General features: G+C 56.8%; 25 protein-coding genes and 2 pseudogenes. 15 read left to right on the plus strand and 12 right to left on the minus strand.

Features of this window, described 5'->3' with window-relative positions:
* The first annotated feature begins 15 nt into the window (after positions 1-15).
* Together nodI and RL_RS28320 are read left to right on the plus strand one after the other, a co-directional pair.
* The gene (nodI, locus tag RL_RS28315; protein WP_011654224.1) at positions 16-1,050 is read left to right on the plus strand and encodes a nodulation factor ABC transporter ATP-binding protein NodI; all 1,035 of its coding nucleotides are present in this window, start codon (positions 16-18) and stop codon (positions 1,048-1,050) included.
* Between the two features lie 3 nt (positions 1,051-1,053).
* Entirely contained in the window at positions 1,054-1,833 is a 780-nt protein-coding gene (locus RL_RS28320; RefSeq protein ID WP_011654225.1) for an ABC transporter permease, read from the plus strand.
* Between the two features lie 173 nt (positions 1,834-2,006).
* Here the strand turns inward: RL_RS28320 and RL_RS38440 are convergent.
* From RL_RS38440 to RL_RS28380, 12 genes and pseudogenes are all read right to left on the minus strand, one after another.
* Positions 2,007-2,769, minus strand: a protein-coding gene (locus RL_RS38440) for an IS5 family transposase (RefSeq protein ID WP_122330916.1) whose coding sequence is annotated in 2 segments (ribosomal slippage) — positions 2,007-2,438 and positions 2,440-2,769 — 762 coding nt in all. Because the reading frame shifts where the segments join, the coding sequence is not laid out codon by codon here.
* Between the two features lie 163 nt (positions 2,770-2,932).
* Positions 2,933-3,502, minus strand: a complete 570-nt coding sequence (locus RL_RS28335; RefSeq protein ID WP_011654228.1) for a glutamate N-acetyltransferase — start codon at positions 3,500-3,502, stop codon at positions 2,933-2,935.
* Between the two features lie 145 nt (positions 3,503-3,647).
* Positions 3,648-4,508: a hypothetical protein gene (locus RL_RS28340; RefSeq protein ID WP_011654229.1), complete on the minus strand. Its 861-nt coding sequence runs from the start codon at positions 4,506-4,508 to the stop codon at positions 3,648-3,650.
* A 306-nt stretch (positions 4,509-4,814) separates the two neighbouring features.
* A pseudogene (locus RL_RS41190) lies at positions 4,815-5,007 on the minus strand (hypothetical protein); the annotation flags it as partial.
* A gap of 135 nt (positions 5,008-5,142) precedes the next feature.
* A complete protein-coding gene (gene nifT, locus RL_RS28350) occupies positions 5,143-5,349 on the minus strand; it encodes a putative nitrogen fixation protein NifT (protein ID WP_020048095.1) in 207 nt (68 codons plus the stop codon).
* A gap of 135 nt (positions 5,350-5,484) precedes the next feature.
* Positions 5,485-5,679: a 4Fe-4S binding protein gene (locus RL_RS38450; protein ID WP_003551816.1), complete on the minus strand. Its 195-nt coding sequence runs from the start codon at positions 5,677-5,679 to the stop codon at positions 5,485-5,487.
* A 15-nt stretch (positions 5,680-5,694) separates the two neighbouring features.
* Positions 5,695-7,188 (minus strand): nitrogenase cofactor biosynthesis protein NifB, encoded by a 1,494-nt coding sequence (gene nifB / locus RL_RS28355; protein WP_011654231.1) that lies wholly within the window; start codon positions 7,186-7,188, stop codon positions 5,695-5,697.
* 195 nt (positions 7,189-7,383) lie between these two features.
* Positions 7,384-8,943, minus strand: a complete 1,560-nt coding sequence (gene nifA, locus RL_RS28360) for a nif-specific transcriptional activator NifA (RefSeq protein ID WP_011654232.1) — start codon at positions 8,941-8,943, stop codon at positions 7,384-7,386.
* A 195-nt stretch (positions 8,944-9,138) separates the two neighbouring features.
* Entirely contained in the window at positions 9,139-9,435 is a 297-nt protein-coding gene (locus tag RL_RS28365; protein WP_011654233.1) for a ferredoxin family protein, read from the minus strand.
* An 11-nt stretch (positions 9,436-9,446) separates the two neighbouring features.
* The gene (locus RL_RS28370) at positions 9,447-10,754 is read right to left on the minus strand and encodes an NAD(P)-binding protein (RefSeq protein ID WP_011654234.1); all 1,308 of its coding nucleotides are present in this window, start codon (positions 10,752-10,754) and stop codon (positions 9,447-9,449) included.
* Positions 10,741-11,877, minus strand: a complete 1,137-nt coding sequence (locus tag RL_RS28375; protein WP_011654235.1) for an electron transfer flavoprotein subunit alpha/FixB family protein — start codon at positions 11,875-11,877, stop codon at positions 10,741-10,743. Before RL_RS28375 ends, RL_RS28370 begins: the two co-directional genes overlap by 14 nt.
* A 17-nt stretch (positions 11,878-11,894) precedes the next feature.
* Entirely contained in the window at positions 11,895-12,746 is an 852-nt protein-coding gene (locus RL_RS28380) for an electron transfer flavoprotein subunit beta/FixA family protein (protein WP_011654236.1), read from the minus strand.
* Between the two features lie 1,070 nt (positions 12,747-13,816).
* On the opposite strand from RL_RS28380, the gene RL_RS28385 reads away from it, so the two are divergent.
* The 13 genes and pseudogenes from RL_RS28385 (at position 13,817) to ccoS (ending at position 25,405) form a co-directional block, all read left to right on the plus strand.
* A complete protein-coding gene (locus tag RL_RS28385; RefSeq protein WP_011654237.1) occupies positions 13,817-14,488 on the plus strand; it encodes a hypothetical protein in 672 nt (223 codons plus the stop codon).
* A gap of 3 nt (positions 14,489-14,491) precedes the next feature.
* On the plus strand, positions 14,492-15,325 hold the full coding sequence (locus tag RL_RS28390) for a hypothetical protein (RefSeq protein ID WP_011654238.1): 834 nt from the start codon (positions 14,492-14,494) through the stop codon (positions 15,323-15,325).
* A 325-nt stretch (positions 15,326-15,650) separates the two neighbouring features.
* Positions 15,651-15,797: a hypothetical protein gene (locus tag RL_RS40835; protein WP_155247461.1), complete on the plus strand. Its 147-nt coding sequence runs from the start codon at positions 15,651-15,653 to the stop codon at positions 15,795-15,797.
* Between the two features lie 470 nt (positions 15,798-16,267).
* Positions 16,268-16,751: pseudogene (locus RL_RS28395) on the plus strand (IS5 family transposase); the annotation flags it as partial.
* Between the two features lie 401 nt (positions 16,752-17,152).
* Entirely contained in the window at positions 17,153-18,775 is a 1,623-nt protein-coding gene (gene ccoN / locus RL_RS28400; protein WP_011654240.1) for a cytochrome-c oxidase, cbb3-type subunit I, read from the plus strand.
* An 8-nt stretch (positions 18,776-18,783) separates the two neighbouring features.
* Positions 18,784-19,518 (plus strand): cytochrome-c oxidase, cbb3-type subunit II, encoded by a 735-nt coding sequence (gene ccoO, locus RL_RS28405; RefSeq protein ID WP_003549661.1) that lies wholly within the window; start codon positions 18,784-18,786, stop codon positions 19,516-19,518.
* 8 nt (positions 19,519-19,526) lie between these two features.
* Positions 19,527-19,679 carry a CcoQ/FixQ family Cbb3-type cytochrome c oxidase assembly chaperone gene (locus RL_RS28410; protein ID WP_003549664.1) on the plus strand — a complete coding sequence of 51 codons (153 nt, stop codon included), beginning with the start codon at positions 19,527-19,529 and terminating at the stop codon, positions 19,677-19,679.
* Position 19,680: 1 nt separating this feature from the next.
* Positions 19,681-20,544, plus strand: coding sequence for a cytochrome-c oxidase, cbb3-type subunit III (gene ccoP / locus RL_RS28415; RefSeq protein ID WP_011654241.1), 864 nt, complete (start codon positions 19,681-19,683; stop codon positions 20,542-20,544).
* An 11-nt stretch (positions 20,545-20,555) separates the two neighbouring features.
* The gene (locus tag RL_RS28420; RefSeq protein WP_041936821.1) at positions 20,556-20,741 is read left to right on the plus strand and encodes a hypothetical protein; all 186 of its coding nucleotides are present in this window, start codon (positions 20,556-20,558) and stop codon (positions 20,739-20,741) included.
* Positions 20,742-20,917: 176 nt separating this feature from the next.
* Positions 20,918-22,486 carry a cytochrome c oxidase accessory protein CcoG gene (gene ccoG, locus RL_RS28425; protein ID WP_011654242.1) on the plus strand — a complete coding sequence of 523 codons (1,569 nt, stop codon included), beginning with the start codon at positions 20,918-20,920 and terminating at the stop codon, positions 22,484-22,486.
* On the plus strand, positions 22,483-22,968 hold the full coding sequence (locus RL_RS28430) for a FixH family protein (RefSeq protein WP_011654243.1): 486 nt from the start codon (positions 22,483-22,485) through the stop codon (positions 22,966-22,968). Before ccoG ends, RL_RS28430 begins: the two co-directional genes overlap by 4 nt.
* Positions 22,965-25,250: a cation-translocating P-type ATPase gene (locus RL_RS28435; RefSeq protein ID WP_011654244.1), complete on the plus strand. Its 2,286-nt coding sequence runs from the start codon at positions 22,965-22,967 to the stop codon at positions 25,248-25,250. Before RL_RS28430 ends, RL_RS28435 begins: the two co-directional genes overlap by 4 nt.
* On the plus strand, positions 25,247-25,405 hold the full coding sequence (gene ccoS, locus RL_RS28440) for a cbb3-type cytochrome oxidase assembly protein CcoS (RefSeq protein ID WP_003549679.1): 159 nt from the start codon (positions 25,247-25,249) through the stop codon (positions 25,403-25,405). Before RL_RS28435 ends, ccoS begins: the two co-directional genes overlap by 4 nt.
* Positions 25,406-25,437 lie beyond the last annotated feature (32 nt).

Genomic DNA, 25,437 nt, shown 5'->3' on the forward strand with positions numbered 1-25,437 from the left:
AATCTGGGACAAGAAATGAACGGGCAATTAACGAATTTGAAGACGACGATCGCTGATCGGCACCAGGATCATCTCATCCTATCGGAGCGGCAGCACCAATGGAAATTTAAGGCAATGGATTCGCCTTCTGGCTCATTGTCCCCAGTCGCAATCGACCTGGCCGGCGTTTCGAAATCATATGGTGGTAAAATCGTCGTCAATGACTTGTCGTTTACTATCGCCGCAGGAGAATGTTTTGGTCTTTTAGGACCGAACGGCGCAGGTAAAAGCACGATCACCCGTATGATCCTAGGAATGACGTCGCCGAGTGTAGGCAAGATCACTGTACTCGGAGCGCAGGAGCCGGGCCAGGTTCGCTTGGCGCGCGCGAAAATCGGGATCGTGTCTCAGTTCGATAATCTCGACCTGGAATTCACGGTCCGTGAGAACCTTTTGGTATACGGCCGCTACTTCCGCATGAGCACCCGAGAAATCGAAACGGTCATCCCATCGCTGCTTGAATTTGCGCGACTTGAAAGCAAGGCGAATACGCGTGTGGCAGACCTATCGGGAGGAATGAAGCGGCGCCTCACTTTGGCGCGTGCGCTCATTAATGACCCGCAGCTACTCATTTTGGACGAGCCGACCACCGGTCTCGACCCACACGCGCGCCACTTGATCTGGGAACGACTTCGATCGCTGTTGGCACGCGGCAAGACAATTCTTCTGACGACCCATATCATGGAAGAGGCGGAGCGCTTGTGCGACCGGCTGTGCGTGCTTGAAGCTGGCCGAAAGATCGCCGAAGGCCGACCGCATGCCCTGATCGAGGAGCAGATTGGCTGTCCCGTGATCGAAATTTATGGTGGCGATCCGCAGGAGCTAAGTCTTTTGATCAGGCCAAATGCTAGGCGACTGGAAATCAGCGGAGAGACCCTGTTCTGCTACACGCCTGATCCAGAGCAGGTGCGCGCGCAACTGCGTGCATATTCGAACCTGCGCTTGCTGGAGCGTCCACCAAATCTAGAGGATGTCTTCTTGCGGTTAACCGGACGCGAGATGGAGAAGTAGACGATGGGCGTAGCAACATTACCCGCCGGCGGTTTGAACTGGCTCGCAGTTTGGCGCAGAAACTATCTGGCTTGGAAAAAAGCGGCGCTGGCATCCATTCTCGGAAATCTAGCCGATCCCGTAATATACCTATTCGGGCTCGGCGCTGGATTGGGAGTGATGGTCGGGCGCGTTGACGGCGTATCGTACACTGCATTTTTGGCGGCTGGAATGATCGCGACAAGCGCGATGACTGCTGCAACCTTCGAGACTATCTATGCGGCCTTTGGCCGAATGCAGGGCCAGCGCACCTGGGAAGCAATGTTGTACACACAGCTCACGCTAGGGGATATCGTCGTTGGGGAAATGGCGTGGGCAGCAACCAAGGCGTCGCTCGCAGGCACCGGTATTGGTATCGTCGCCGCCATGTTGGGATACACTCACTGGCTGGCTCTTCTCTATGCTCTTCCGGTCATCGCCATCACGGGCTTAGCCTTTGCGAGCCTTGGAATGGTCGTCACGGCCCTCGCGCCCAGTTACGATTACTTCATATTCTACCAAACCCTTGTCATCACACCGATGTTGTTTTTGTCAGGCGCAGTGTTTCCCGTAGACCAATTGCCCGTAGCATTCCAACAGATAGCCGCCTTCTTGCCCTTGGCACATTCGATAGATCTTATCCGCCCGACAATGCTGGGCCAACCAATCGCCAATGTCTGCCTGCATATCGGTGTTCTCTGCATCTACATAGTCGTACCGTTCCTCGTGTCGACCGCATTGCTTCGGCGGCGACTAATGCGGTGATGAATGCTGCTTAACGATTCGAAGGAAAGAATCGCCTCTCCATGCCGTTATCCTATTAGGCCATGGAAACCTCGGCTCCAATGGCATCCAGACCTGCTTTGAAACTATCCCCACGCGCACAAAATTTCTGACCGGGCGCGTTTGGTGGAGGAGGCGCTAGGCCGTGTGGACAGTTATCTGAGCCATAGCACGGTTGCGGCGATTGTGACGACAGCTTGGTAGTTTCGGGCGGTTTTCTCGAAGCGCGTGGCGACCCTTCGGAACTGCTTGAGTTTTGAGAAGCAGCATTCGATCAGATGGCGCTGAGCATAGAGGTCCTTGTCCAGCGGATATTTTTTGGCACGAGAAGGATTGTTGGGGATGACGGCGACTGCGCCTTTTCCGGCGATTTCGGCGCGCAGGCGATCGCTGTCATAGGCGGTATCACCCATGACGACCTTGGCGGGAAGTCCCTCGATCAGGGCATCGGCTTGCGGCGCATCTCCTTTCTGGCCTGCGGTGAGTGTGAAGCGAACCGGGCAGCCCAACCCGCGCACCACCATGTGGATCTTGGTGCTCAGGCCGCCGCGAGAGCGACCAAGGGCCTGATCTTCAGCCCCCTTTTTGCGCCGGCAGTTCGTGCTGATGGGCGCGGATGATGGTGGAGTCGATGATCAGATATTCAAAATCTGGATCGTCTGACATCGCCGCAAACATGCGCCACCAGATACCCTTCTGGCTCCAGCGGCTAAAACGGCGGAAGACACTGTTCCACTCGCCGAAGACCTCTGGTAGGTCACGCCAGGGCGAGCCAGTGCGTACGATCCAAAGCACGGCCTCCACAAACATTCGGTTGTCGCGGCCTGACGAACCGCGCGTGCGCTCGTCACCAATGATGTGGGGAGCAATCCGCTCCCACTGTTCATCCCGCAGCACCAATCGATCCAAAACACCCATGACTGCCTCCAAAAGACAGACTTGAATCTGATTTGCTCAAACTTGGGAATCCCAAGAGTCCACGCCTAGTCCATGGTCACTGATAAAACTAGTCGGGACTACGTGCGGCCAGAGCATCGGGTACGGATATCCTCCATTGAGCTTGATTAGGTGAGCATCTGCATCAATTCAGCATGCGGAGGTAGAAAGGTTGGTCGCTCGTCGCCGGGAAGGAGCCGAAGACCTTGGTGATAGTGGCCTGCGTTTGCTTGTTCGAAAGATTCAGCGTCGCCGAAAGTTGGGTCGACGAGATGCTAAATTTCTCCGATTTTCGGCCCTCCGTTACATTCAGGCACGTGAGATAGAGGTGGATTTCAGCCGTGTCGGATTGATCCAGAATGAGGCAGTTGAACGCTGTCGGTTTCCCAAATTTTCCCAAGTAGGAGCCAATGGATTTCGCCAGTGTGGGCCGATGGCTTCCACTGACGGCTCCGGTGCAAAACATCGCAAGGTTGCCCGGCAAACCCCCGAGCGGCATTATGCAGTTCACCGTTTGCGACGTTGTCGCACTTTCTATCTGATCAGGGACCATCTGCACGGCGTTCTCCCAGGTTCGGGCATCCAGATTGCGGGAGGCATCTTCCGACAGTTTCTGGATCAAGCCTGAACAAATCCTCTCTGCGTCGAGGGGGCTATTGCTCTCAGGGCCGACCACGAGGAAAAGACCCGCAACTGTTTTGGCGAATGGGTTCATGTCAGTTCCTTTCCGGAGCGCCGCGGAGATCACGAAATCTGACGACCCGACAGAGCATCCCCGTTGCCCTGTCGCTTCCTTGGAGTCGATGCGTTCGTCCTAAGCCGAACTTTTGTCGGGTGAGCCGCAATGCGCCGACCCGGTGTCAGACTTGCGGCTCGATGTCGTGTTGCGGCGTCGAACCGCCGTTGAAGAAGTTCTGAGCCTTCCTGAACTGCTCGGTGGAATTCTTGTTCACCAGTTCCTGAAATTTCTCGTAATCCGGACCGCCTTTTCGGATGCGCCGGGTTTGAACGATATTGGTGACCTCAGTGTAGCTCATGTCGATGTTGACGTATTGCGTCGACGAGCAGCAGGATTTCAGCTCAAGGAAATGTTCCTTGATCTCGATCTCCCGCAAGACGATGGCGCCGTAGTCGAAGTATCCCCCGCCGCCGTTGCCGAGAAGATAATTCTGATAGGTGCATGTCACCGCTTTGTAATGTGGCGTCTTGCGGTTGGCACTGAAAGTCAGGTTGCTCATCGCGGTCAAGAACGACTGAAAGTCCGTCATCAGAGATGCCCCGTCGGTAACGATGGCCTTTGCGATTAGCGAGAGGAAAGTGCCGGAGACGGATGTGCCGGCAACTTTGTTGGAATAGCTCTTCTGTTTCTGCGGTCCGGCCGAAAGGTTGGGAATGTGGCCGACGACGTTCGTCCAGGTATTAATGTCGAGCTTTTTCGAGCCAATATCAGGATAGTTGGTGTGCATATAATCATGGATGAGACCGCCGATTGCCAGAAGATTGTCCTGGTTTTCATTCATGATGCCGCTGTATTGCGGATCATCGGTCTTCTGGCCGATGAGGTGGAACTGTACCGTCCCCTGATCGTTGGCTACTGTATCGTCGCTTGGGGCAGCGGCATCGATCTGTGCCAGCAACAGCGGCTTAGCGTGAAAAAAGGCACGTGCGATGTCGTAGTCCTTATTTGAGTAGCATTGGTCATGTTCCTGGATACGGGCCATGTCTTTCTCTCCTGCTTGAGATCTGAACATTGCTGCAAGGCAAGTCATGTCAGAACCACTGGGGACGAATGCCGTTACAAGCTGATGATTAGGGCTATTGCTTGGATTACCGATACGGCCCGTGCCGAGGCTCGCCTTGCCGCGTTGGATGAAGATTGAAGAGCGCCCTCCGCCGACTGCTGTGCAATCGCTAGCAACCCAGTTTCTCTTGGATCAGCGAGCATGTCTCCTATCTCCCTGATTTGCATGAAAGCCTGTCCGAGGTTGAAGCGAGTGCTCTGGAATTCAGGAGTGCACTTCACCTTGCTGTCGGGTGTATACGAGGTGCGCATCCCGAGGCATCGGCAAGTTCGTCGGCATTCGCCGGCCCGATCTTCAGTGTCCTGTATAGCCCGAGTGCATCTCCGATCCGTACCAGTGGCACGCTAAACGCTCCGCCAGTATCGTCAAGGATGCGGCCAACGAGGCCTTTGAGCGTTGTTTCGTTGAGTTGCGTCATATCGGATTCCGCCTGATTTACGAGCGGCCTCTTGCCGATGGCCGCCTTCAAGGGATCGGGAACTCGATGCCCCCTATTTGGCGTGTATGCAGCTTGCCCTTCGCATCGACGCTCATCTATCAACCTGCGCACATGCTAACTGGATAGCCTCCTCGCGTCGACAGTAACGGGCAGGCGCCTGTTCTGCGATAGGTCGGGGAGGGCTATCCGCCATCCATTTTTCAGCAAAATTAAGCCGCCCCATAGGTTTTTGTGCTCAACCGAAATGATCGGTTCCTCAAGGTCTTTCTTGTGAATATAGACCGATAAGCCGACGTCAGTTCTGCTGATTGTCACTCTCATGCATGTCCCTTCTCGCTGCGGCGGCTTTGGAGCTCCGGAAGTCGAGCGCTATCAAAGCCTGCTATTTTAGTACGACATATGCGCAGGCCGATATCTCCGGCGTGGCTCTGTCTTTGCGCTTTAGTCCGGTGGCGATCAGGCAGGGACGCAGGTCTTCGGCATCGGACACACCGAAGCGCATTGTTGCGTGTCAAACTCACCCCTGCACTCGGTACATTTTTTTGGATCCACAACATATCCCTCACCTTTGAAACTGATCGCATCTGAGGGACATTCAAATTCGCAAGCGCCGCACTGGGTGCATTGGGATACAATGATCTTGAAGGCCATGTTTTAGCTCCTGATTCAATTAGAGGGGCCTAAAGCCGTCGGCATTGCCGGTTTGCCGCCAAACTCGGCGGCGTATAGCGCGCCAATCGCAGACTCGATGTAATCATAGGAAAATGCGTCACTGGCTCGCACGCCAGTTTCTGCCAACCGCTTTTTTGGGCAATCGCCGATTTTGGAAGAAAGCAGAATGTCGATGCCGTCGAGTGCAACGATGGTGTGATCGAGAGTGGCCTTCTCGCCTATACCACCGAGGCAATACTGCTCGACCTTGCGGTGTCCCACCAAGTTGATCCCCTTTAGTGAGACTGCATACACTTGGAGTTCCCTTGCCTGACCGAAATGTTCGTTGATCCGGCCGCCACCTTTAGTCGCCACGGCAACTGCAAGGGTTCCCGAAGAACCCAGTGACTTGACTGCTTTGTTCGCGTCCAATTTTGCTGCCAGTTGATCCCCTCGCTCATGCTGGACCAGCTTGCGATAGGCCTCGCGCTTGCTGGTGTCGAATTCAACTTTGGTGGAGATCTGGTCGAGGGCAAACTCTCGCTCGCGATCATCGCCCAGCAAACCGATGGCGTCGGCCCGGCATTGTTGGCAGTGGCGCATAAGCTTAATGTTGCCATCGAGACAGTCTTGAAGTGCCTTCAGTTCGAACGGCTCCGGGCAACGTTGACCCGTAAGACCGTAATAAGTACCATGCGAAGGCTTGGAAATCAGGGGCACCACATTGTGCATGAATGCGCCGCGGTCTCTGATCCATCGGTTAACTTCGACGAGGTGCGTGTCATTGACGCCTGGAATCATAACCGAATTGATTTTGGTGAGGATGCCGCGCTTGGTCAGCAATTCCAAACCCAACATTTGGCGCTCGTGAAGGATCCCGGCAGCTGCTATGCCAGTGTATCGACGATGTCCGTGAATTATCCATGGATAGATCTTCGCCCCTATCTCCGGATCCACCATGTTGATAGTGATCGTCACGTGATCGATATTCATGTCAGCTAGCTCATCGACATGATCCGGAAGCGCCAATCCATTGGTGGAGATGCATAGTTTCATGTCAGGTATTTCTCTCGCAACTCCTTCAAACGTCGCGACTGTTTTCCTCCAGTCGTAACAAGCGTCGCCCGGTCCGGCAACGCCGATTACGGAAAGCTCCGGCACTTTGCTGGCGACGGCAAGCACCTTGCGTAGTGCCTGGTCGGGAGTTAGCTTTACTGATGCGACCCCGGGACGGCTTTCGTTGGTGCAATCATATTTGCGATTGCAGTAGTTGCACTGGATGTTACAGGCTGGCGCGACCGCGACATGCATGCGAGCGAAATAGTGGTGGGCTTGCTCTGAAAAGCAGGGATGGTCTTTGATTCTCTCCCAGATCCGCGCATCTATGTCATCCGTCACCGAAAGGCCATGGGACGAAGATGCGCGGCCGCCGGGCATAGAGGGAGCCATCGGCGCCCGGTCGAAGAGGGCACTGCTGGTCTTCCCGACCTTTATCTCCGGTTCCGACATTGCACTGTTCCACTGGTGAGGAAAGGTTAGATCTCCAAAAGCAAGAGAGATTTCGAGCGATGAGATATTATTGTTTCAGCTCTTATGTCGCCTTACCGCCCGTTTCCCCGCTTGCTGCCGGAGATGTCTTGTAGAAATGAATAGCTCGCCCCCGAAGTCGTTGTGCCACGCTTACGGAGCTCTTGGCGATCGCGGTCACTCCTTCTTCACATCGATACGAAACCGGCGTAGCGCATAGCCGACCTGCCGCGGCGTTTTACCCAGGATACGAGCTGCTTTGGCCTGCACCCAACCAGCCTTCACCATTGCATTGATCAGTCGATCACGCTCAGTGAGACCCGGTGCCTCCATTGTGGCTGTGGCACCGCTGGGGGTACCTGCGTAGAGCCCCAGTCCGCTCGACATTGTATCTCGCGGGTTGAGACTATGCACCGCGTCGTTGTCAATGCCATCGCGGCCGTCTTTCCAGAGGAGCGCCGAAGAACACTGGCCTTGCTGACAGGCAAAATCTGATGAAGCGATCGTATTTGAACTGGCGAGAGTAGCGGTCCTTTGTACGCAGTTGTCCAGCTCGCGAACATTGCCGGGGAAGGCGCATTTCGACATAATGCCTATTGCCGACGGCGCGAAGTCGAAATTTCGATCATTTGCCTTGTTGAATTGCTCGAGGAACACTTGCGCTAGAAGCGAAATGTCACCGTCGCGCTGCCGAAGTGGCGGCAAAATGATGGGCACCACATTGATCCGGTAATAGAGGTCGGCTCTGAACTCACCTCGAAGGACGGCCACTTCAAGGTTTTTGTTGGTGGCGCATATGACTCGAACGTCTACTTTCAATGTCTTCGTTCCGCCGAGACGTTCGAATTCGCCTTCCTGTAACACGCGCAATAACTTTGCCTGGAATTGTGGCGATACATCGCCAATTTCATCAAGCAACAGCGTTCCGCCATTGGCCAGTTCGAAACGTCCAGCTCGTTGAAGGAGAGCGCCGGTGAAAGCGCCCTTCTCATGGCCAAACAATTCGGATTCCAGAACGGTCTCCGACAGCGCGGCGCAATTCAACTTAATAAACGCCTTGCTTTTCCGTATCGATAACGCGTGTATTGCTCTTGCAAAGCATTCCTTGCCAGTGCCGCTCTCTCCTCTCAAGAGCACCGCGGAGTTCGTCGCGGCCACGATCTTGGTGGTAGCTAATACCCTCTTGAGCGCGAGGCTCTCCCCAACGATCCAGTCGATTTTATCGACTTGGGTGGGATGAGACTTCGGCTTGATTTTGGGAATCTGTCCTGCTTGTTGTTCCTCGGCGACTGAGCAGCCATCGCTGCACAATTCGCGATAGCGCTGGCAGGCTAAGCCGATCAGGACGGCAATCATTGCCAGAAGGCTTTCGTCCTGAGCTCCGCTTTGCTGAGCGAAATCTATCCATAATGCGCCGATTGCTTTCCGGTTCACTTTAACGGGGAGAACGACAGAATTTTTCCCAAAGTGCTTTTCCCCGCTAGCGATGACACGATTTATTGTGTCCGCCTGTTCAATCGTAAGAGAACGTGAGCGAACGTCGTGCCCAATGGGAGCCCGTACGTTTATCCAGGGCTCTCCTCCGGAGCCGTGAATCACGATTCCGCCATCGCGCAATCGCAGATGCTCGGCGAGGGCGTTCATCGCAGCCTTCAGGACGTTGTCTAGAGGAAAAGAAGAGATAAGCTCTTTGGATATGTCGTAGAGTATATGGAGCCGCGCCTCTGGTTTAATCATGCCTACAAACAGGGGAGGGTGCACTGCTTTTTACCCTGCTGCACGAAATATGCTAACGCATATTCCTAAGTTAAAAATAGGTGTTATCGACGGCGCAAAAATTAGCCTTTCGAAAGGTTGAGTGGATGCACATTCAATCGCCGCCGCTAATGCAGCTGGATCGGTCGCTGCTATCCCGCCGGAGGTAGGGACTCCTCATCCGAATTTGAAGAGGACCCCGAACCCGCCCCGGGGATAATTCCACTTTATGTCGCCACTAGCTTCGCACAACACTCTGCATGTGCCGCATTCCAAGCAGCCATCGGGAACAATCGCCACCTGACCAATTTCGTTCAGCTCGTAGCATTTGGCCGGACAGATTTGCGTCAAGGCGAGCAGGTTCGGGCTTGGCGACCGGTGCGGTCGCACTGTTATATGCGGACGTCCAGTGTCGACGAGATATCGGTTTTGGTACAGCTTGTCCTCAATGCGCTCAATGATGGTCGCCTTCATCGAATTTTCCTTTAACGCCAAGATACGGCGGAGCGGACCGCGTCGCTAATCAACCCCCAACGGGATCGTGCCTTGATAAAGGAGGCGGCTGTGGCCTTCTCCCTGTTGATTTTAGGTTCACCGTCGACGCGCACAAAATTTTGCGCTGCCTGAGATATAAGCGTTGGATACGTCATGAAAAAGTTGTGACTGTCAGTGTGGAGGAGGCTTGGAAGATCTTTGTGTTTTATCAGATCTTTCATGACGAACGACTTATCCAGCATGCCCTTATATAGAGAGAGATTGCGCTTCGTCATCAAGCCGCCACGGCTCTTTATCTGACAGATCGCTTCGCCGGCCATGAGGCCTGATGTCATCGCGAGGTTTGATCCCTCCCTATGCACGGCATTGTTTAGTTGCGCCGCATCGCCCACGACCACCCACCCGTCGCCAAAGAGTTGCGGGATTGCCTTGAAGCCCCCTTCGGGAATAAGATGCGCGGCGTATTCTTTTATCTCTGATCCGGCCAGTAATGGTCGGATCGAGGGATGTCGCTTGAAGGCGTCAAGAAGGCGGTACGGATTTTCCATGCCTCCCGCTAAACCGGAGACGAGGCAGCCGATCCCCACCGAGATCGACTCCTTGTTGGTATAAAGGAAGCCCAGTCCGGCCATTCCGCGTGAGATCGTGCCGCCGGCTTCGATCACACAGCCTTCGCTACCGTTGAGGCCGAAGCGCTCTGCGATGACCTCTTCCGGCATGAAATGCATTTCCTTGACAGCGAGGGCCACATTTTCTGGCCTCGGTATATCGCGTAAGCCGGCTCGAGTTCCAAGCAGTCCGTTTACGCCCTCAGCGAGGACGACCACGTCCGCGAGGATCACACCGCCCTCCCGGTCCGTGTGAACGCCTACTACTTTACCTCTCAGGTTCCGAGCGAGCCTAGTCGCTGTCGTTTCACAAAGGATTGTGCCGCCGGCATCGCGCACCTTGGATGAGAACCACTTGTCAAACTGGGCGCGGATGATCGTATACCGGTTTGGCTTCAGTTCGTTAAAGTCATCAGAGCGATAGTGCACGCCCGTGTGCGACGAGTCATCCATTAGCCAGAATCGTTGCTCTACCAGATGCCGTTCAAGAGGAGCGTCATCGCGGAAGTTTGGGATAATCGCCTCCAACATGTTGGCGTACAATATAGCCCCTTGAACATTTTTAGAGCCTGAATGTTCTCCGCGCTCCAGCTGCAGCACTTTTAGACCGCGACTAGCCATCGAATACGCTGCGGCGTTGCCGGACATACCGGCGCCAATGACTATCGCGTCGAACTTACCCTTGGTCATCTAGCCTTCCTCGGTCCATAACCTTGATAGAGTTGTGCGGTGGCATTCGCTTGGCGAAAGCTTCTGTCAACGCCGGCAAGAACTCCAGCGCGCATGCGACAACGCCGATGTGGGCGAAGTCAAAGATCGGAGCGTTCTCGTCAAGGTTGATAGCCACAATCAGATCGGCTCCTTCGACGCCAACGCGATGTTGGACCGCGCCAGATATTCCCGCCGCGATGTAGAGCTTGGGTCTAATGGTATGGCCGGACTGACCAATTTGTCGATCAGCAGGCATCCAGCCTTTTTGGACCAGTGGGCGCGAGCACCCGACTCCCCCGCCGATCGTCGTTGCCAGGTTTCTCAAGTATTGAAGGTTTCCTGCAGCGCCGAGGCCGAGTCCGCCCCCAACCACGATGTCGGAGTTGGCCAGATCGGATTGCTCAGACCCGCTGTTACAAAGGAACGCGAGCACTTTGGTGACGATCTCCTCCTCAACCATCAGGAGTTGATGTTGGATAACGCGTCCAATTGGCTTATCCGAGCGTTGTGGCGTCGCCATGACCCTGGACCGCACCGTTGCCATTTGCGGCCGGCTGTTCAGCGTGTAGATCGTGCACAACAAGGACCCGCCGAAAGTTGGCCGCGTCGCTGCGAGTGAACCATCTCCATCAACATCCAGCTCGGTGCAATCAGCCGTGAGCCCTGTTTGTAAGGTCGTTGCAACAGCACCGGCGAGGTCGCGGCCGAGCGTAGTCGCGCCGAGAAGGAGAATTTCTGGTTTGTGAGTAGTGACCAGATCCGTCAAAGCCTTGGTGAAGGGTTCGTTTCGATAGTTGGCGAGGAGGGGCGACTCTACCAGATAGGCGACATCAGCTCCGTAAGCGAAGGCCTCTTCGATCGCCGGCTTGGTGCCCACGCCTTCAGACGAACCGAGGATTACCCCGGCCAGTTGGACACCCAGTTTGTCAGCTAGTCTGCGGCCTTCGCCGAGGAGTTCAATCGATACGGGATGAACATTGCCGCCCTCAAGTTCCATGAAGACCCAGACGTGCCGGTGATCTTCGAAACACTTAAGCAGCTTTTTCCCTGAGCTGGCGCGGCCGACCGCGTTTGACGGCGTTTCATTTTTTCTAGCGACCAAAATCTACTCCTCGCTGCTCACCGATTGCCATGGGACGTGAGCTTGCGTTCCAAAACGGGCTGGCGGGCAAAAATTGCAACGACCGTGTCCGCGGCGACCTCGGCCAACGTTTTGTCGTTAATGTCCACTTGCATAGCTTTTTCGGCGCGCGGACCAGGAGCGAATACTCGCTTCACGACCGTCGGCGATCCTCGTAGGCCGCATTTGGTCAACTCCCCAATGCCGGCGTCAGCGGCCCCCCATTTAAGACCCTGGCTTCGCGCTGCACGGAAAGCATCATCGAGAGAGCCCCGGCGGATAGCATTGACACCTTCCAGCACGGTGATGAGACATGGCAACGTGCTCTTCAGCATCTGCGTGCCGCTCTCCGCGTGCCGTTCAACCATGAGCTCGCGCGAAGTGGGATCAATGGAGACAATCTTCGTTACGTAAGTCAGTTGCTGGAGGTTCAGCCTCTTTGCAATTCCGGGTCCGACCTGGGCCGTGTCGCCGTCAATTGTCTGCTTTCCCGTAAAGACGATATCAGGCCCCCCATAGCTCTCGCCAATCTTCGCTACTGCTTGAGAAAGAGCATACGAGGTCGCCAGCGTGTCAGATCCGGCAAAGTGGCGGTCGGTCAGAAGCACTGCGCGATCTGCGCCGTGGGTAAGGGCTTTGCGTAGCGCTTGCTCAGCCATGGGCGGTCCCATCGTTAGAACGGTCACCTCGCCCCCATAGCGGTCACGAACCTGAAGTGCCTCTTCGAGAGCAAACAGGTCGTATGGGTTAATGATGGTCGGTACGCCTTGGCGCATGATCGTATTTGTCACCGGGTGGACGCGTATCTGCGCTGAGTCCGGCACTTGTTTGATACAGACCACGATGTGCATCGTCGTTTAAGCTCCCAATCGGATTCGGGCTTTAGGGACCCGGCTAACTCTGAGCACTGCTCGTGCCAATCAGGTTGCGCCGGTAAGCCTTCGAGATTGCACATGTTTCGTTGTCGCTATGCGAAGGGGTTTTGTAGGGTTGCCGACATGTCGTGTCGCAATCCGCCCCGATCACCACCGCGAGTGGAGGGGCGGTTCGATAGCCTTCAGGTCGGACAAGTCCATGATAGCTGCGCCACGAGTTGGAAGATTTCAACGCCGAATAATCCCCCGGGAGATAGCACGGGGACTGAAGCTCTGGTGCGGTGGGCGTGTATCGCGCTTCGGTTTGCCGTTGATAATCTGACTAGCGACACCGTATGCGCGATCAGAAGCACAGCGATCGAGAAAATAACGCTGCGGGCGCCTAGTGAGGCTTGGACAAGCGGTTTAGCTGATGTTGCGGGCGTGAACAGGATGATTGCCAGAAGCGTCGAGTAACCCTTGCTGGAAATATCAATCGAAAGCCGTCCATAAAAGCTGCTGCAGCGCGTCGAGGTCTTGGCTTTTCTCCGCCTCAATCGTTACATCAACGCCGTTCTGATCGGTTGGGCGAGCTACCGCATAACCAAAGCCGAAGCCACTTGATCTGACGCGCCTTACTGCTGAGCCAGCGCCAGCTTGTGGTCCTTCAGACGCATACAACAATTTGCGACATTGTCATCACCTTTGTCGTTTACGTGACAAGCGTTCCTGTTCTCAATCGCGCATTTTGCGCCCACATAACTGGAATCGCAGTAAATATTGTTCGTCATCTCTATCGGCCTGCTTGGCACGAATCTTGTGAGCTATTGCGAGGCAGCGGAACGGCTTTCGCATCCGCGTTGCGGGATAACCGCATCGGTTCGAACACGTGGAGGAAAATAAATGAGAAGGAGGATCGGGTGCGGCATTTAACACCCCACAGCACCTGAAACGTGTCGCAGATCAAACAACAGGAACGAAACATGCCACGCCGACCAGCCGTGAGTATCTCACAAATCGACTGTTGCACGTAAGTGCAAAATCCCTCAGGCAGAAGGGTTGCCGACATGTCTACAATGCTGACCATCAACGTGAAAAATTGCGAACCCCAGACGCAAACCTTCTACTTCTTCCAGCAGCCGGCCATTTATACCGGCGGGGGGAGAGTCTATTCGAATAGCCTTTTCTCGCAATCGCTCGGCAACTATGACAACACGGGCGCGATCCTGACCTTCCAGGTTAACCTGCAATATTATGCCGGCATCCAGCCGGCGAACACACAGCCGCAAATCGGCGCCTCTTCCGGCTACTCGTCAGCCAGCCGCGCCATCGATCTTGCTACGAGTTCCGGTAGCAGCGGCAAACCGAACGATTGGACGACCGCGACGGTTAATCCGCTCGGACTATCCTCGCCGATCTACGGGGAGGGTGTGCAGCCTGGCGCCTTCCGCATCACCACGCCGGTCTTCAACGCGCCGCCCTATTTCAATGTCGGCTCGGCGGTTGCCGTCAATGGCGGCATCGTGCTCTCCAACTTCGTGCAGGCAAACCCCGCCAGCAATACCGATTGCCAGCCGATCCTTAAATATTATGTCCAGACCGGCGCCTACACGCCAGGTGTCGTGATGAACTTCACGCAATCGAGCGTGAACGCGGCGCTTTCCGATTTCACTGGCGGCTATTCCGTCTGCAACGTCAGCCTGAAATCTGACGGCACCTGGACCACGCAGCTCCAGTAAGCCTTGGCACCCATGCAGGTGAAGAACCGTCCCCTCTTCACCTGCGCACCATCCTCGCGGTTGCCGCCGCCGCCCGGGCGCGGACAGGCTGGATCTCTAAGGGGATTGTCACACGCAATGACCAGTTCGTCCTACCAGATCATCGTTCGGAACTTTTCGCAGACGACGCAATATTTCTATGTGTTCCAGAAGCAGGCCGCATTTCCGTTGCTGCCGAGCCCTGGTCTCGTCTTCAGCGGCAGTCTCGGCTGCCAAAGCATCGGCAATTACGCAAGTTCGGGAGCGCAAGTCAATTTCGGTTTGGACAGTCAGGTCTATGCAGGTGCATTCAGCACCAAACAGGCGGCGTCGCCCTCGCAGCTGATCGCGCTTCTCTCGCTCAATGCCGCCACACTATCCGTGGTCGGTAGCACATCCGCGTTCCGACCGGTTACGCTCACCACGGTTGACGGTTCGCCGGACAACTGCACGACCTTGACGCTCGATCCGCTCGGACTTTCCGCGCCCGCCAATCAAGCCGGAATTGCGATCGGAGGGTTTGGCATGAACGTGCCTTCCTATACCCCGTTGCCGCATCCCGAACTCTATTGCGGCGTCGTCGCCCTGAACAACAATCAGGCGGTTATACTCTCGAGCTTTGTCGCTCCTGTCCCCAACGCCGTCATGAACTGCATACCGAAGCAGATCTTTTTCGTGAAGATGGGCTACCAGCCGGTCGGAAGCACCGTCGCTTATGACGAGAGCAACTCGGCATGCTGCGATTTCACCATGGGCTACGCGGCCTACACCGTGACTTACAAAGCTGACGGAACCTTTTCGGCGACAGGAGGACCATAGACCCAGAGATCCGGATCATCACTGACGCTTGAGCAAGCCAATAAACCCTTGAACAAAAGGAATATAGCAACGTTACGTATTACATTGAAATCCGCTGACCAAACAGCACGTCGCGGTAAAATCGCTGCCGGGCTTGCCATTGCCACCGTCTCTATCCTCGCAACAGCGCTGCCCGACGCGGCACAACTCGTATTTTCGTCCGATTCCCGGAACTAGCAGGCCATTGCGGTCGCACCGCCGAACGATGCGATCCTGTTCACCAAGCAGCCGGTGCCCCATCCGAATGGAACGGCCTCCGTCTTTGCGATCGTCGGAGCGGACACCTATGTCATTCCGGCTGGGGCCAACTCCTGCATCGTCGCCGCACCTCCCGCCGATGAATTACTGCTTCATTGTCCGTAACGACAACACGATCGACGGCGTCGGTTTTGCCGCCATTCGAAATCCGGGCGGCCTGACCGCCTGCCAGTAAGGGGTTTCCTACACCCACAATTCTCTTCTGGTCTTGCGCGAAGGTTGAGGCGGAAAGTCGAATATCCACCTCCGCCCGCTGTCGCGCGCTCGTCACCCTGAGGCCCCAATTCTGCACGCTACGAAGCAATCGGCGGATGAAAGAAACTGCAGCTAATGAGCAGTTCATAGGCGGTGGCCGGCGTGCATGTAATCTTGCCTGCTCCGAGGGTCTTGTTTACGGCGGCCGCGACAGCGGCCTCCGTCGGTCAACCAGCCCTTCGTCATGCGCGCCGCCCAGACGCTGACGATTTGCATTCCCGCCAGCATTGGGCGGCCATAAAGCTTAGAATAGAATAAAGCTGGCAGTGATTTGAGTAAAAGTTCTCATAAGAACATTGTAAGGATCTCTAAGAGCCTGACCGAAAAAGAGTTGAGTTAAATCAGCCAGTTGTGATTCTGTTTGTTTGCTTAGGACGAACGGAGACCACAATGGGCTGGACTGATTTCACCCGTCGGCAATATGCCCGACGCGCAATGCGGTATGCAAGCGATCTGACGGACCGGGAATGGGGATTGATCTCGCCTTGCCTGCCCGAACCGAGGCGGCTGGGCAGGCCGCGTAGCACCGATCTTCGCGAGGTCGTGAATGCGTTGCTTTACATCGCCACGACTGGGTGCCAATGGCGGATGATGCCCAAGGATTTTCCGCCTTTTACAACTGTGCAGTCCTATTTCTATGAATGGCGAGCGACAGGGTTATGGGGTCGGATCAACCATCATCTTGTGATGGAGGCGCGTGAATTGGAAGGCCGGGAAGCCTCGCCGTCTGCGGGCGTGATCGACAGTCAAAGCGTAAAAACCACGGAAAGCGGCGGCATTTGACGCGGGCAAGAAGATCAAGGGACGCAAGCGTCATATCGTCGTCGACACGCTTGGACTGATGGTCGGCCTGGTGGTTCACAGCGCCGATATTCTAGGTGAAACATAAAGACGACCATTGTCAAATTCGGAGAGTCGAGTTTTCGAGATCTTTGTCATTACGCTCGAGTTGTTCGGCATTTAGCTGAGTTGCGGTGCAGGAAGAAATAAGATTATCGCCGTGGTCAGCGCAATGTCTGGAATGACCGACAAGCTGAAAGCAACATGCTTCCGGCAATCCAGAGAACTGATCCACCAGCAAAACGCGAGATCGAACCAAGAACACCCTGGGTGACGGTATGACAGTCGGAATGTGCCAACGACTTAAGACGCGTAGCGCTGTCCCATTTACCGGCCCTCTCGTTGACGCAGATCAAGGCGCAATTTGCCGCTTCATGACAGTCCTGGCGAGAAAGACGGCCGCGACGCGGTCGTCGGCGTACTGGGGACGACATCATGAATTACACAACGGAAACGATGGTGATCGCGGTCGCGGCGTTTCTAGCGCTGCTACTAGCCGCATTCGCGCATGATCATCTCTTTGCGGTCCATATGGGGATACTTTGCTTCTGCCTTGCCGCGGGCGCTGCTGTCCTGATCAGGAGAGTTGATTTTTCGCCGGCAGGCCAACGGCGGAAAGTCGATATATCAGGCTATTTCGACGAGGTGATACGGTATGGCCTGATCGCCACGGTATTCTGGGGCGTAGTCGGCTTCCTGGTTGGCGTGGTCATCGCGCTGCAACTGGCCTTTCCCGACCTCAACATCGCCCCTTATCTCAATTTCGGAAGGCTGCGGCCCGTTCACACATCGGCGGTCATTTTCGCCTTCGGCGGCAATGCGCTGATCATGACGTCGTTCTACGTGGTGCAACGCACCTGTCGCGCGCGTCTTTTCGGCGGCAGCCTGGCCTGGTTCGTATTCTGGGGTTACCAGCTTTTCATCGTGATGGCTGCGACCGGATACGTTCTCGGAATCACCCAGGCCCGTGAATATGCCGAGCCCGAGTGGTACGTCGACCTCTGGCTGACCATCGTCTGGGTCGCCTATCTCGCCGTGTATCTTGGAACGATCCTGAAGCGCAAAGAGCCGCACATCTACGTGGCAAACTGGTTCTACCTCGCCTTCATCGTCACCATCGCGATGCTGCACGTGGTCAACAATCTTGCAGTGCCCGTCTCGTTCCTGGGATCGAAGAGCTATTCTGTCTTCTCGGGCGTTCAGGACGCGCTGACCCAATGGTGGTATGGCCACAACGCCGTCGGCTTCTTCCTCACCGCCGGCTTCCTGGGTATGATGTACTACTTCGTGCCGAAGCAGGCCAACCGACCCGTCTATTCATACCGGCTCTCGATTATCCACTTCTGGGCGCTGATCTTCATGTACATCTGGGCCGGCCCGCACCATCTGCATTACACGGCGCTGCCCGACTGGGCCCAGACCCTCGGCATGGTCTTCTCGATCATGCTCTGGATGCCCTCCTGGGGCGGCATGATCAACGGTCTCATGACCCTTTCGGGCGCCTGGGACAAGATCCGCACCGATCCGATCATCCGGATGATGATTGTCGCCATCGCCTTTTACGGGATGTCGACCTTCGAAGGCCCGATGATGTCGGTGAAAACCGTCAATTCGCTCAGTCACTATACCGAATGGACGATCGGCCACGTGCATTCCGGCGCTCTCGGCTGGGTGGGAATGATCACCTTCGGTGCGATCTATTATCTCACGCCGAAGCTATGGGGACGCGAGCGTCTCTATAGCCCGCGGATGGTCAACTGGCACTTCTGGCTCGCAACCCTCGGGATCGTCATCTACGCCGCCGTGCTTTGGGTTGCCGGCATCCAGCAGGGGCTGATGTGGCGCGAGTACAATTCCCAGGGCTTCCTCGTCTATTCCTTCGCGGAGACGGTCGCGGCCATGTTCCCCTACTACGTGCTGCGCGCCGTGGGCGGAACGCTTTACCTGGCGGGTGGTCTCGTCATGGCCTGGAACGTGTTCATGACGATCCGTGGCCGCCTGCGCGACGAAGCTGCGATCCCAACCACTTTCGTGCCCCAAGCACAGCCTGCCGAATGAGGTGAGACATGGCATCGATACTAGATAAACATCAGATCCTCGAGAAGAACGCGACGCTTCTTCTCGTTGGCTCGCTGCTCGTCGTGAGCATCGGCGGCATCGTCGAAATCGCACCGCTGTTCTACTTGCAGAACACGATTGAAAAAGTGGAAGGCATGCGGCCGTATACGCCGCTCGAGCTGGCCGGACGAAACATATACATCCGCGAAGGCTGCTATCTCTGCCACAGCCAGATGATCAGGCCGTTCCGCGACGAGGTCGAACGTTACGGCCATTACTCGCTCGCGGCCGAGTCCATGTACGATCATCCTTTCCAGTGGGGATCCAAGCGAACCGGGCCGGATCTGGCCCGTGTCGGCGCACGCTACTCCAACGAATGGCATGTCCAGCATCTCGCGGATCCACGGGCAGTCGTGCCGGAGTCGATCATGCCGAGTTACGCCTTCCTCAAAGAACAGAGGGTGACGGTCAAGGACGTGGGAATGGACCTGAAGGCCAACGAGGATGTGGGCGTGCCTTATAACGACGACATGCTGGCGAACGCAGAGGCCGACATGAAGGCCCAAGCCGATCCGAACGCAGATACGACGGCGCTGCTCGCCCGCTATCCGAAGGCGAAGACCGGCGATTTCGACGGCGATCCTGCTGCGCTGACCGAAATGGATGCCTTGGTGTCCTATCTGCAGATGCTCGGAACGTTGGTCGATTTCTCGACCTACGACGATGCGACCGGCTACCGATGAGGTGATCCATGGAAACCTACACTGCAATGAGACACTTCGCCGACAGCTGGGGCCTCCTGGCAATGGCGGCATTCTTCGTCGGCGTCGTTGTGTTCACCCTTCGCCCAGGCAGCAAGCAGACGGCGAAAGAGGCCGCTGATATTCCCCTGAAGGAAGATTGAGATGTCGGAAAAACATATCGACGAATTTAGCGGCGTCGAAACGACCGGACATGAATGGGACGGCATCCGCGAACTCAACAATCCGATGCCCCGCTGGTGGGTATGGACCTTCTACGCCACAATTGTCTGGGCGTTGGGCTATGCAATCGCATATCCCGCGATCCCGATGATCACCGACGCCACGAAGGGCATGCTGGGCTTTTCCAGCCGCGCCGAGCTGCAGCAGAACCTGGATCAGGCCAAGGCATCGCAGACGACGCTTCATGATCTGATCGCCGCCAAGACGGTACACGAGATCGATTCCGATTCTGCCCTTCGCGAATTTGCGATCGCCGGCGGCGCATCTGCATTCAAGGTGAACTGCGCGACATGCCATGGCTCGGGAGCAAGCGGCGGCCCGGGATTTCCGAACCTCAACGACGACGACTGGCTGTGGGGCGGAGACCTGGATGCCATCCAGGCGACGATCGCGCATGGGATTCGTTTCGACGGGGATACGGACACTCATGCGTCCGAGATGCCGCCGTTTGCCGAAGTTCTGGATCCCCTCCAAACAAGGCAGGTCGCGGCTTACGTCTGGGGACTGACCAATACACCGTCGGACCCCGGTCTCGCAGAGGCCGGAAAACAGGTCTTCGTCGATAACTGTGCCGCATGTCACGGTGACGACGCCAAAGGAAAAGCCGAAATGGGCGCGCCGGATCTCGCCGATGCGATCTGGCTGAAGGCACGCGGCGAGGATGCGATCATCCGTCAGGTGGCCGCTCCCAAGCATGGCGTCATGCCTGCCTGGGCAGGGCGTCTCGGCGATACGACGGTCAAGGAACTTACCATTTTCGTGCATTCGCTTGGCGGCGGGACGTGAGGAGAAAAGCCATGGCAGTTCACGGCCACAACCCGATCCTCGATCTCTATGGCACGCCGCGCGCCACCATACGATCGCGCGTGTCGGCGCGCGCCAAGGCCACGCCGCCGCCTTCCGATCAAGACGACCCGGCAAAGATCGGCAGTTCGATCGTCAGTTTGACCTGCCTCAAAGACCACGAGCAGACAAGCCGTTAGCTTTAGACTTGTCGAGGACTTCCCAGTGGTGGTTGTTCTCCCACAGCTCCTCTAGGCCACGCCCTCTCTCCAGGGCGTGGCCTTTTCCTTTCGCGGGAAGGCCTTGTCTCTTGATCTGCATCAAGGAACGGATGCGCGGCAGATGGGACAAGGGCGGATGAAATCGGACAGGTCCCATGAACCTCTACACTGCACCATATCCCGATAACATCGAGCGGCTCAATGTCGAGCCGGTCAATGCCCGTCGCAACCGGCAACCTCTCTACGCACCTCGGAGGAAGGTCTTTCCCAAGCGTGCAGAGGGACGATTCCGTCGGATCAAGTGGATCGTCATGCTGGTTACGCTCGGCATCTACTATCTCGCGCCATGGATTAGCTGGGATCGCGGTCCTTACGCGCCTGACCAGGCAATCCTCATCGACCTTTCCTCACGGCGCTTCTTCTTTTTCTTCATCGAAATCTGGCCTCAGGAATTTTATTATGTAGCGGGCCTGCTCGTCATGGCGGGGTTCGGGCTGTTTCTCGTCACTTCCGCGGTTGGCCGCGCATGGTGCGGCTACACTTGTCCGCAGACGGTCTGGGTTGATCTTTTTCTCGTCGTCGAACGTGCGATAGAAGGCGATCGAAACGCGCGAATGAAGCTTGACGCTAGCCCTATGAGCTTTGCCAAGCTGAGGAAGCGTGTCGTCAAACACTCGATCTGGCTGCTGATCGGCATCGTCACAGGCGGAGCGTGGATCTTTTATTTTGCCGACGCGCCGAGTCTGCTTGTTTCGCTGTTCACCGGCCACGCTCCTGCAGCCGCCTACACCACCGTCGCCATCCTTACTGCGACGACCTATGTGCTCGGCGGTCTCATGCGAGAGCAGGTGTGCACCTATATGTGCCCGTGGCCACGCATCCAGGGTGCGATGCTCGACGAAAATTCTCTCGTCGTCACCTACAATGACTGGCGGGGCGAGCAGCGGTCGCGTCACGCCAAGAAGGCTTTAGTCAATGGCCTATCGGTCGGGGATTGCGTGGATTGCAATGCCTGCGTGGCGGTGTGTCCGATGGGAATCGACATTCGCGACGGACAGCAGATGGAGTGCATCACATGCGCTCTCTGCATTGACGCCTGCGACGGTGTCATGGATAAGCTCGGAAAGCCTCGCGGCCTGATCGCCTACGCCACGCTGAGCGAATACTCAAGCAACATGTCGCTTGCCACCGACGAAGGACGAACGGCCGTCCAACCCTCCAGAGTTCGAAACGAGGATGGGACCTTCATTCCGGCGATCCGGCATTTCAACTGGCGGATCATCTTTCGTCCGAGAACCGTGTTTTACGCAGTCGCCTGGGCGTCGGTCGGCGTGGCCATGCTCGTCCATCTCACCTTTCGGGAGCGCCTTGAACTCAACGTCGTTCACGACCGAAACCCCCAATATGTTCTGGAAAGCGACGGCTCGCTGCGGAATGGCTACACGCTTCGTATCCTGAACATGGTGCCGACGCCTAGGGATGTGAACATAAGCCTGGTCGGGCTGGAGGGGGCGACGATGCGCATTCCCGAGTTCGGCAAGGAAGACGCTCGCAGCTTTACAGTCCATGCCGAACCCGACGCCGCCACGACGCTGAAGGTCTTCGTTACGCGCAAGCCTACCGGAGCCGCGATCAATGAATTTCTGTTCGTTATCGAAGATACCGAGCATGCCGACCGGGCAACCTACCGCGCGGCGTTCAATGCACCGGGAGACATCAAATGAAGACCTCCGCTCAAGGTTTTACAGGCTTGCACATGCTGCTTTCGACCTCGGCATTCTTTGGCGTGGTGATCGCGGTGAACGTCACCATGGCCTTCTATGCCTCTTCCAGCTGGAGCGGTCTGGTCGTGGAAAACACCTATGTCGCCAGTCAGGAGTTCAACCGCAAAGCGGCGGCGATGAAGGCAATGGCCGCTTCCGGCATCGAGGGCAACCTCTCCATAAAGGGGCACGAGATCCGCTACGATATTCACGACAAGAGCGGATCGCCTGCGATCGTCGACGACGTCATTCTGAATTTCAAACGTCCGGTCGGAGACCACGAGGACTTCCTCCTTACGCTCAGGAAGACAGCCGCGGGGCGGTTCGAAGCGGAGCATGATCTAGCCGACGGTGACTGGATCGTCGAGGCCATCTCGCGAAACGGCGGCGTGGTCGTCATGCATGAGGCAAAACGCATCGATACCGCGGAGTTAGGCCAGTGAGCTGCTGTACCATGGACGCAGAAAGCGTGCTTGCCCTCAGCACGACATCATTCAGTGCCGAAGAGGTTCGCCTTGCGAGCCAGCCGCTCGGCGAAGGATTGCGCCAGCTGGACCTGAGCGTCCCCGACGCCCACTGCGGTGGCTGCATTTCGACCATCGAAAGGGCGTTGTTGGCGCTTTCCTTCGTCAAGACAGCGCGAGTCAATCTCACGGCTCGAAGGGTGAGCTGCGTCTACCAGGAGGAGATAGAGACACGCGCAACCGATCCGTCCAAGATCCTGGCAGCGATCAACTCGGCCGGATATCGCGCGCATCTCTTCACGCCCTCAGCTCCCGAGAACGACAAGACCAGAAATCAACTTCTCCTCGCGATCGGCGTGTCCGGTTTTGCCGCTGCCAACATCATGTTGCTCTCGATATCGGTCTGGTCGGGTGCAGATGCTGCGACGCGCGACATGTTTCATTGGATCTCGGCGATGATAGCAGCGCCCGCGCTGGTCTATGCGGGGCGCTTCTTCTTCAAATCGGCCTGGAATGCGCTGCGGCACCGGCGCACCAACATGGACGTTCCGATTTCGCTCGCCGTGACGCTCTCCTATGCCGTTTCATTGTGGGAGACCGTCCATCACGGCGAGCATGCGTGGTTCGACGCTTCGGTCTCGCTGCTCTTCTTCCTGCTGATCGGCAGAACCCTCGATCATGTCATGCGCGAAAAGGCTCGGGCGGCGATCAACGGACTCGCAAGACTGGCGCCGCGCGGATCATTGCTGATCAATCCGGACGGGTCGCGACGCTACATTGCGGTAGATGAGATCGCGGCGGGGGATGAAATCTCGATAGCCGCAGGCGAACGGGTTCCCGTCGATGGCATAATCGTCAGCGGAGAGAGCGACCTGGACCTCTCCATCGTCACCGGCGAGAGCAGCCCCGTCGCCGTCGCCAGCGACAGCGAAGTGAGTTCCGGGGCGATGAATCTGACCGGCTCCCTCGTGCTGCGGGCGACAAGAATTGCCAAGGATTCGCTTCTCTCGGAGATCATCGGCCTCATGGAAGCCGCCGAGGGCGGAAGAGCTCGCTATCGAAGGATCGCCGATCGCGCTGCGACGCTCTATTCTCCGGTCGTGCATCTGCTGGCGCTGGTCTCCTTCCTTGCCTGGGGCCTCCTGGGCGGAGACTGGAAACAGGCCATGCTGGTCGCCGTTGCGGTGCTGATCATTACCTGCCCATGCGCATTGGGTCTTGCCGTACCTGTGGTCCAGGTCGTCGCCACGGGCGAACTTTTCCGGAAGGGCATCATGGTGAAGGACGGCTCAGCACTCGAAAGACTGGCCGAAACCGACACCGTGGCCTTTGACAAGACGGGCACCTTGACGATCGGCAGTTCGCGCCTTGTCAGAGTGGATGCCATGGACGAGAGCGCCACCGCGATCGCCCGTGGATTGGCAGCGCATTCACGGCATCCCCTTTCTCGGGCCCTGGTACGGGACACCGAAACCGACCTCATGTCCTTCGACATCGTCACGGAAATCCCCGGCGGGGGACTGGAAGCCAGGAACGGAGCAGATGTCTATCGATTGGGCAACTTGGCGTTTGCCTGCGGAACCAGCATCGTGCCCCGCACCGCCGACAGTCCGTTCTCGGAAGTGGTCCTGTCGAAGAATGGTGTCGATCTTGCTCGCTTCTTCTTCGATGACACGCTTCGTCCGGGTGCTTGCGAGGCAATCGACCGGCTCGATGCAGCCGGCCTTGAAACGCTGATCGTGTCCGGAGACAGGCAGACCGTCGTCGACAATACGGCGCATGCCCTGGGTATCGACAGGGCTTTGGGCTCTCTGACGCCGAAACAGAAGGTCGAGGAATGCCAGAGGCTGAATGGCGAAGGTCGTCGCGTGCTCATGGTTGGCGACGGGATCAACGACGCCCCGGCACTTGCAGCCGCGCATGTCTCGATGGCGCCGGCCACAGCCTCCGATATCGGAAGACAGGCGGCCGACCTGGTTTTCTTCAACGATCGCCTTGACGCTGTTCCGGAAGCGATCGCCGTTGCGCGACGATCCGCCAGCCTCATCCGGCAGAACTTCGCTCTCGCCATCGGTTACAACGTTCTGGCAGTGCCGATCGCCATCGCCGGATTGGCGACGCCGCTGATAGCGGCGGTGGCAATGTCGACATCCTCGATCATCGTCGTGACGAACGCCCTGCGCCTGAACGCCTTCGGCAAGCGTCGGGATATGCACATTCGAGGGCGGATCGGCAGGAGTGAGGAGGTCAAAGCCGCATGAACATGTTGATCTATCTCATACCGATCGCGCTGTTGATGGGAGGAATAGGGCTCCTGGCATTCCTTTGGTCGCTAAAGAGCGGCCAGTATGACGACCTTCAAGGCGCCGCCTGGCGGATCCTCGCCGAGGACGAAACCGATCAACGAGAACCCTGACCGCAGTGGGTCCAAACACGAAAGGAAGATGG

The organism is Rhizobium johnstonii 3841 (genome assembly GCF_000009265.1).
Lineage (GTDB): Bacteria > Pseudomonadota > Alphaproteobacteria > Rhizobiales > Rhizobiaceae > Rhizobium > Rhizobium acaciae.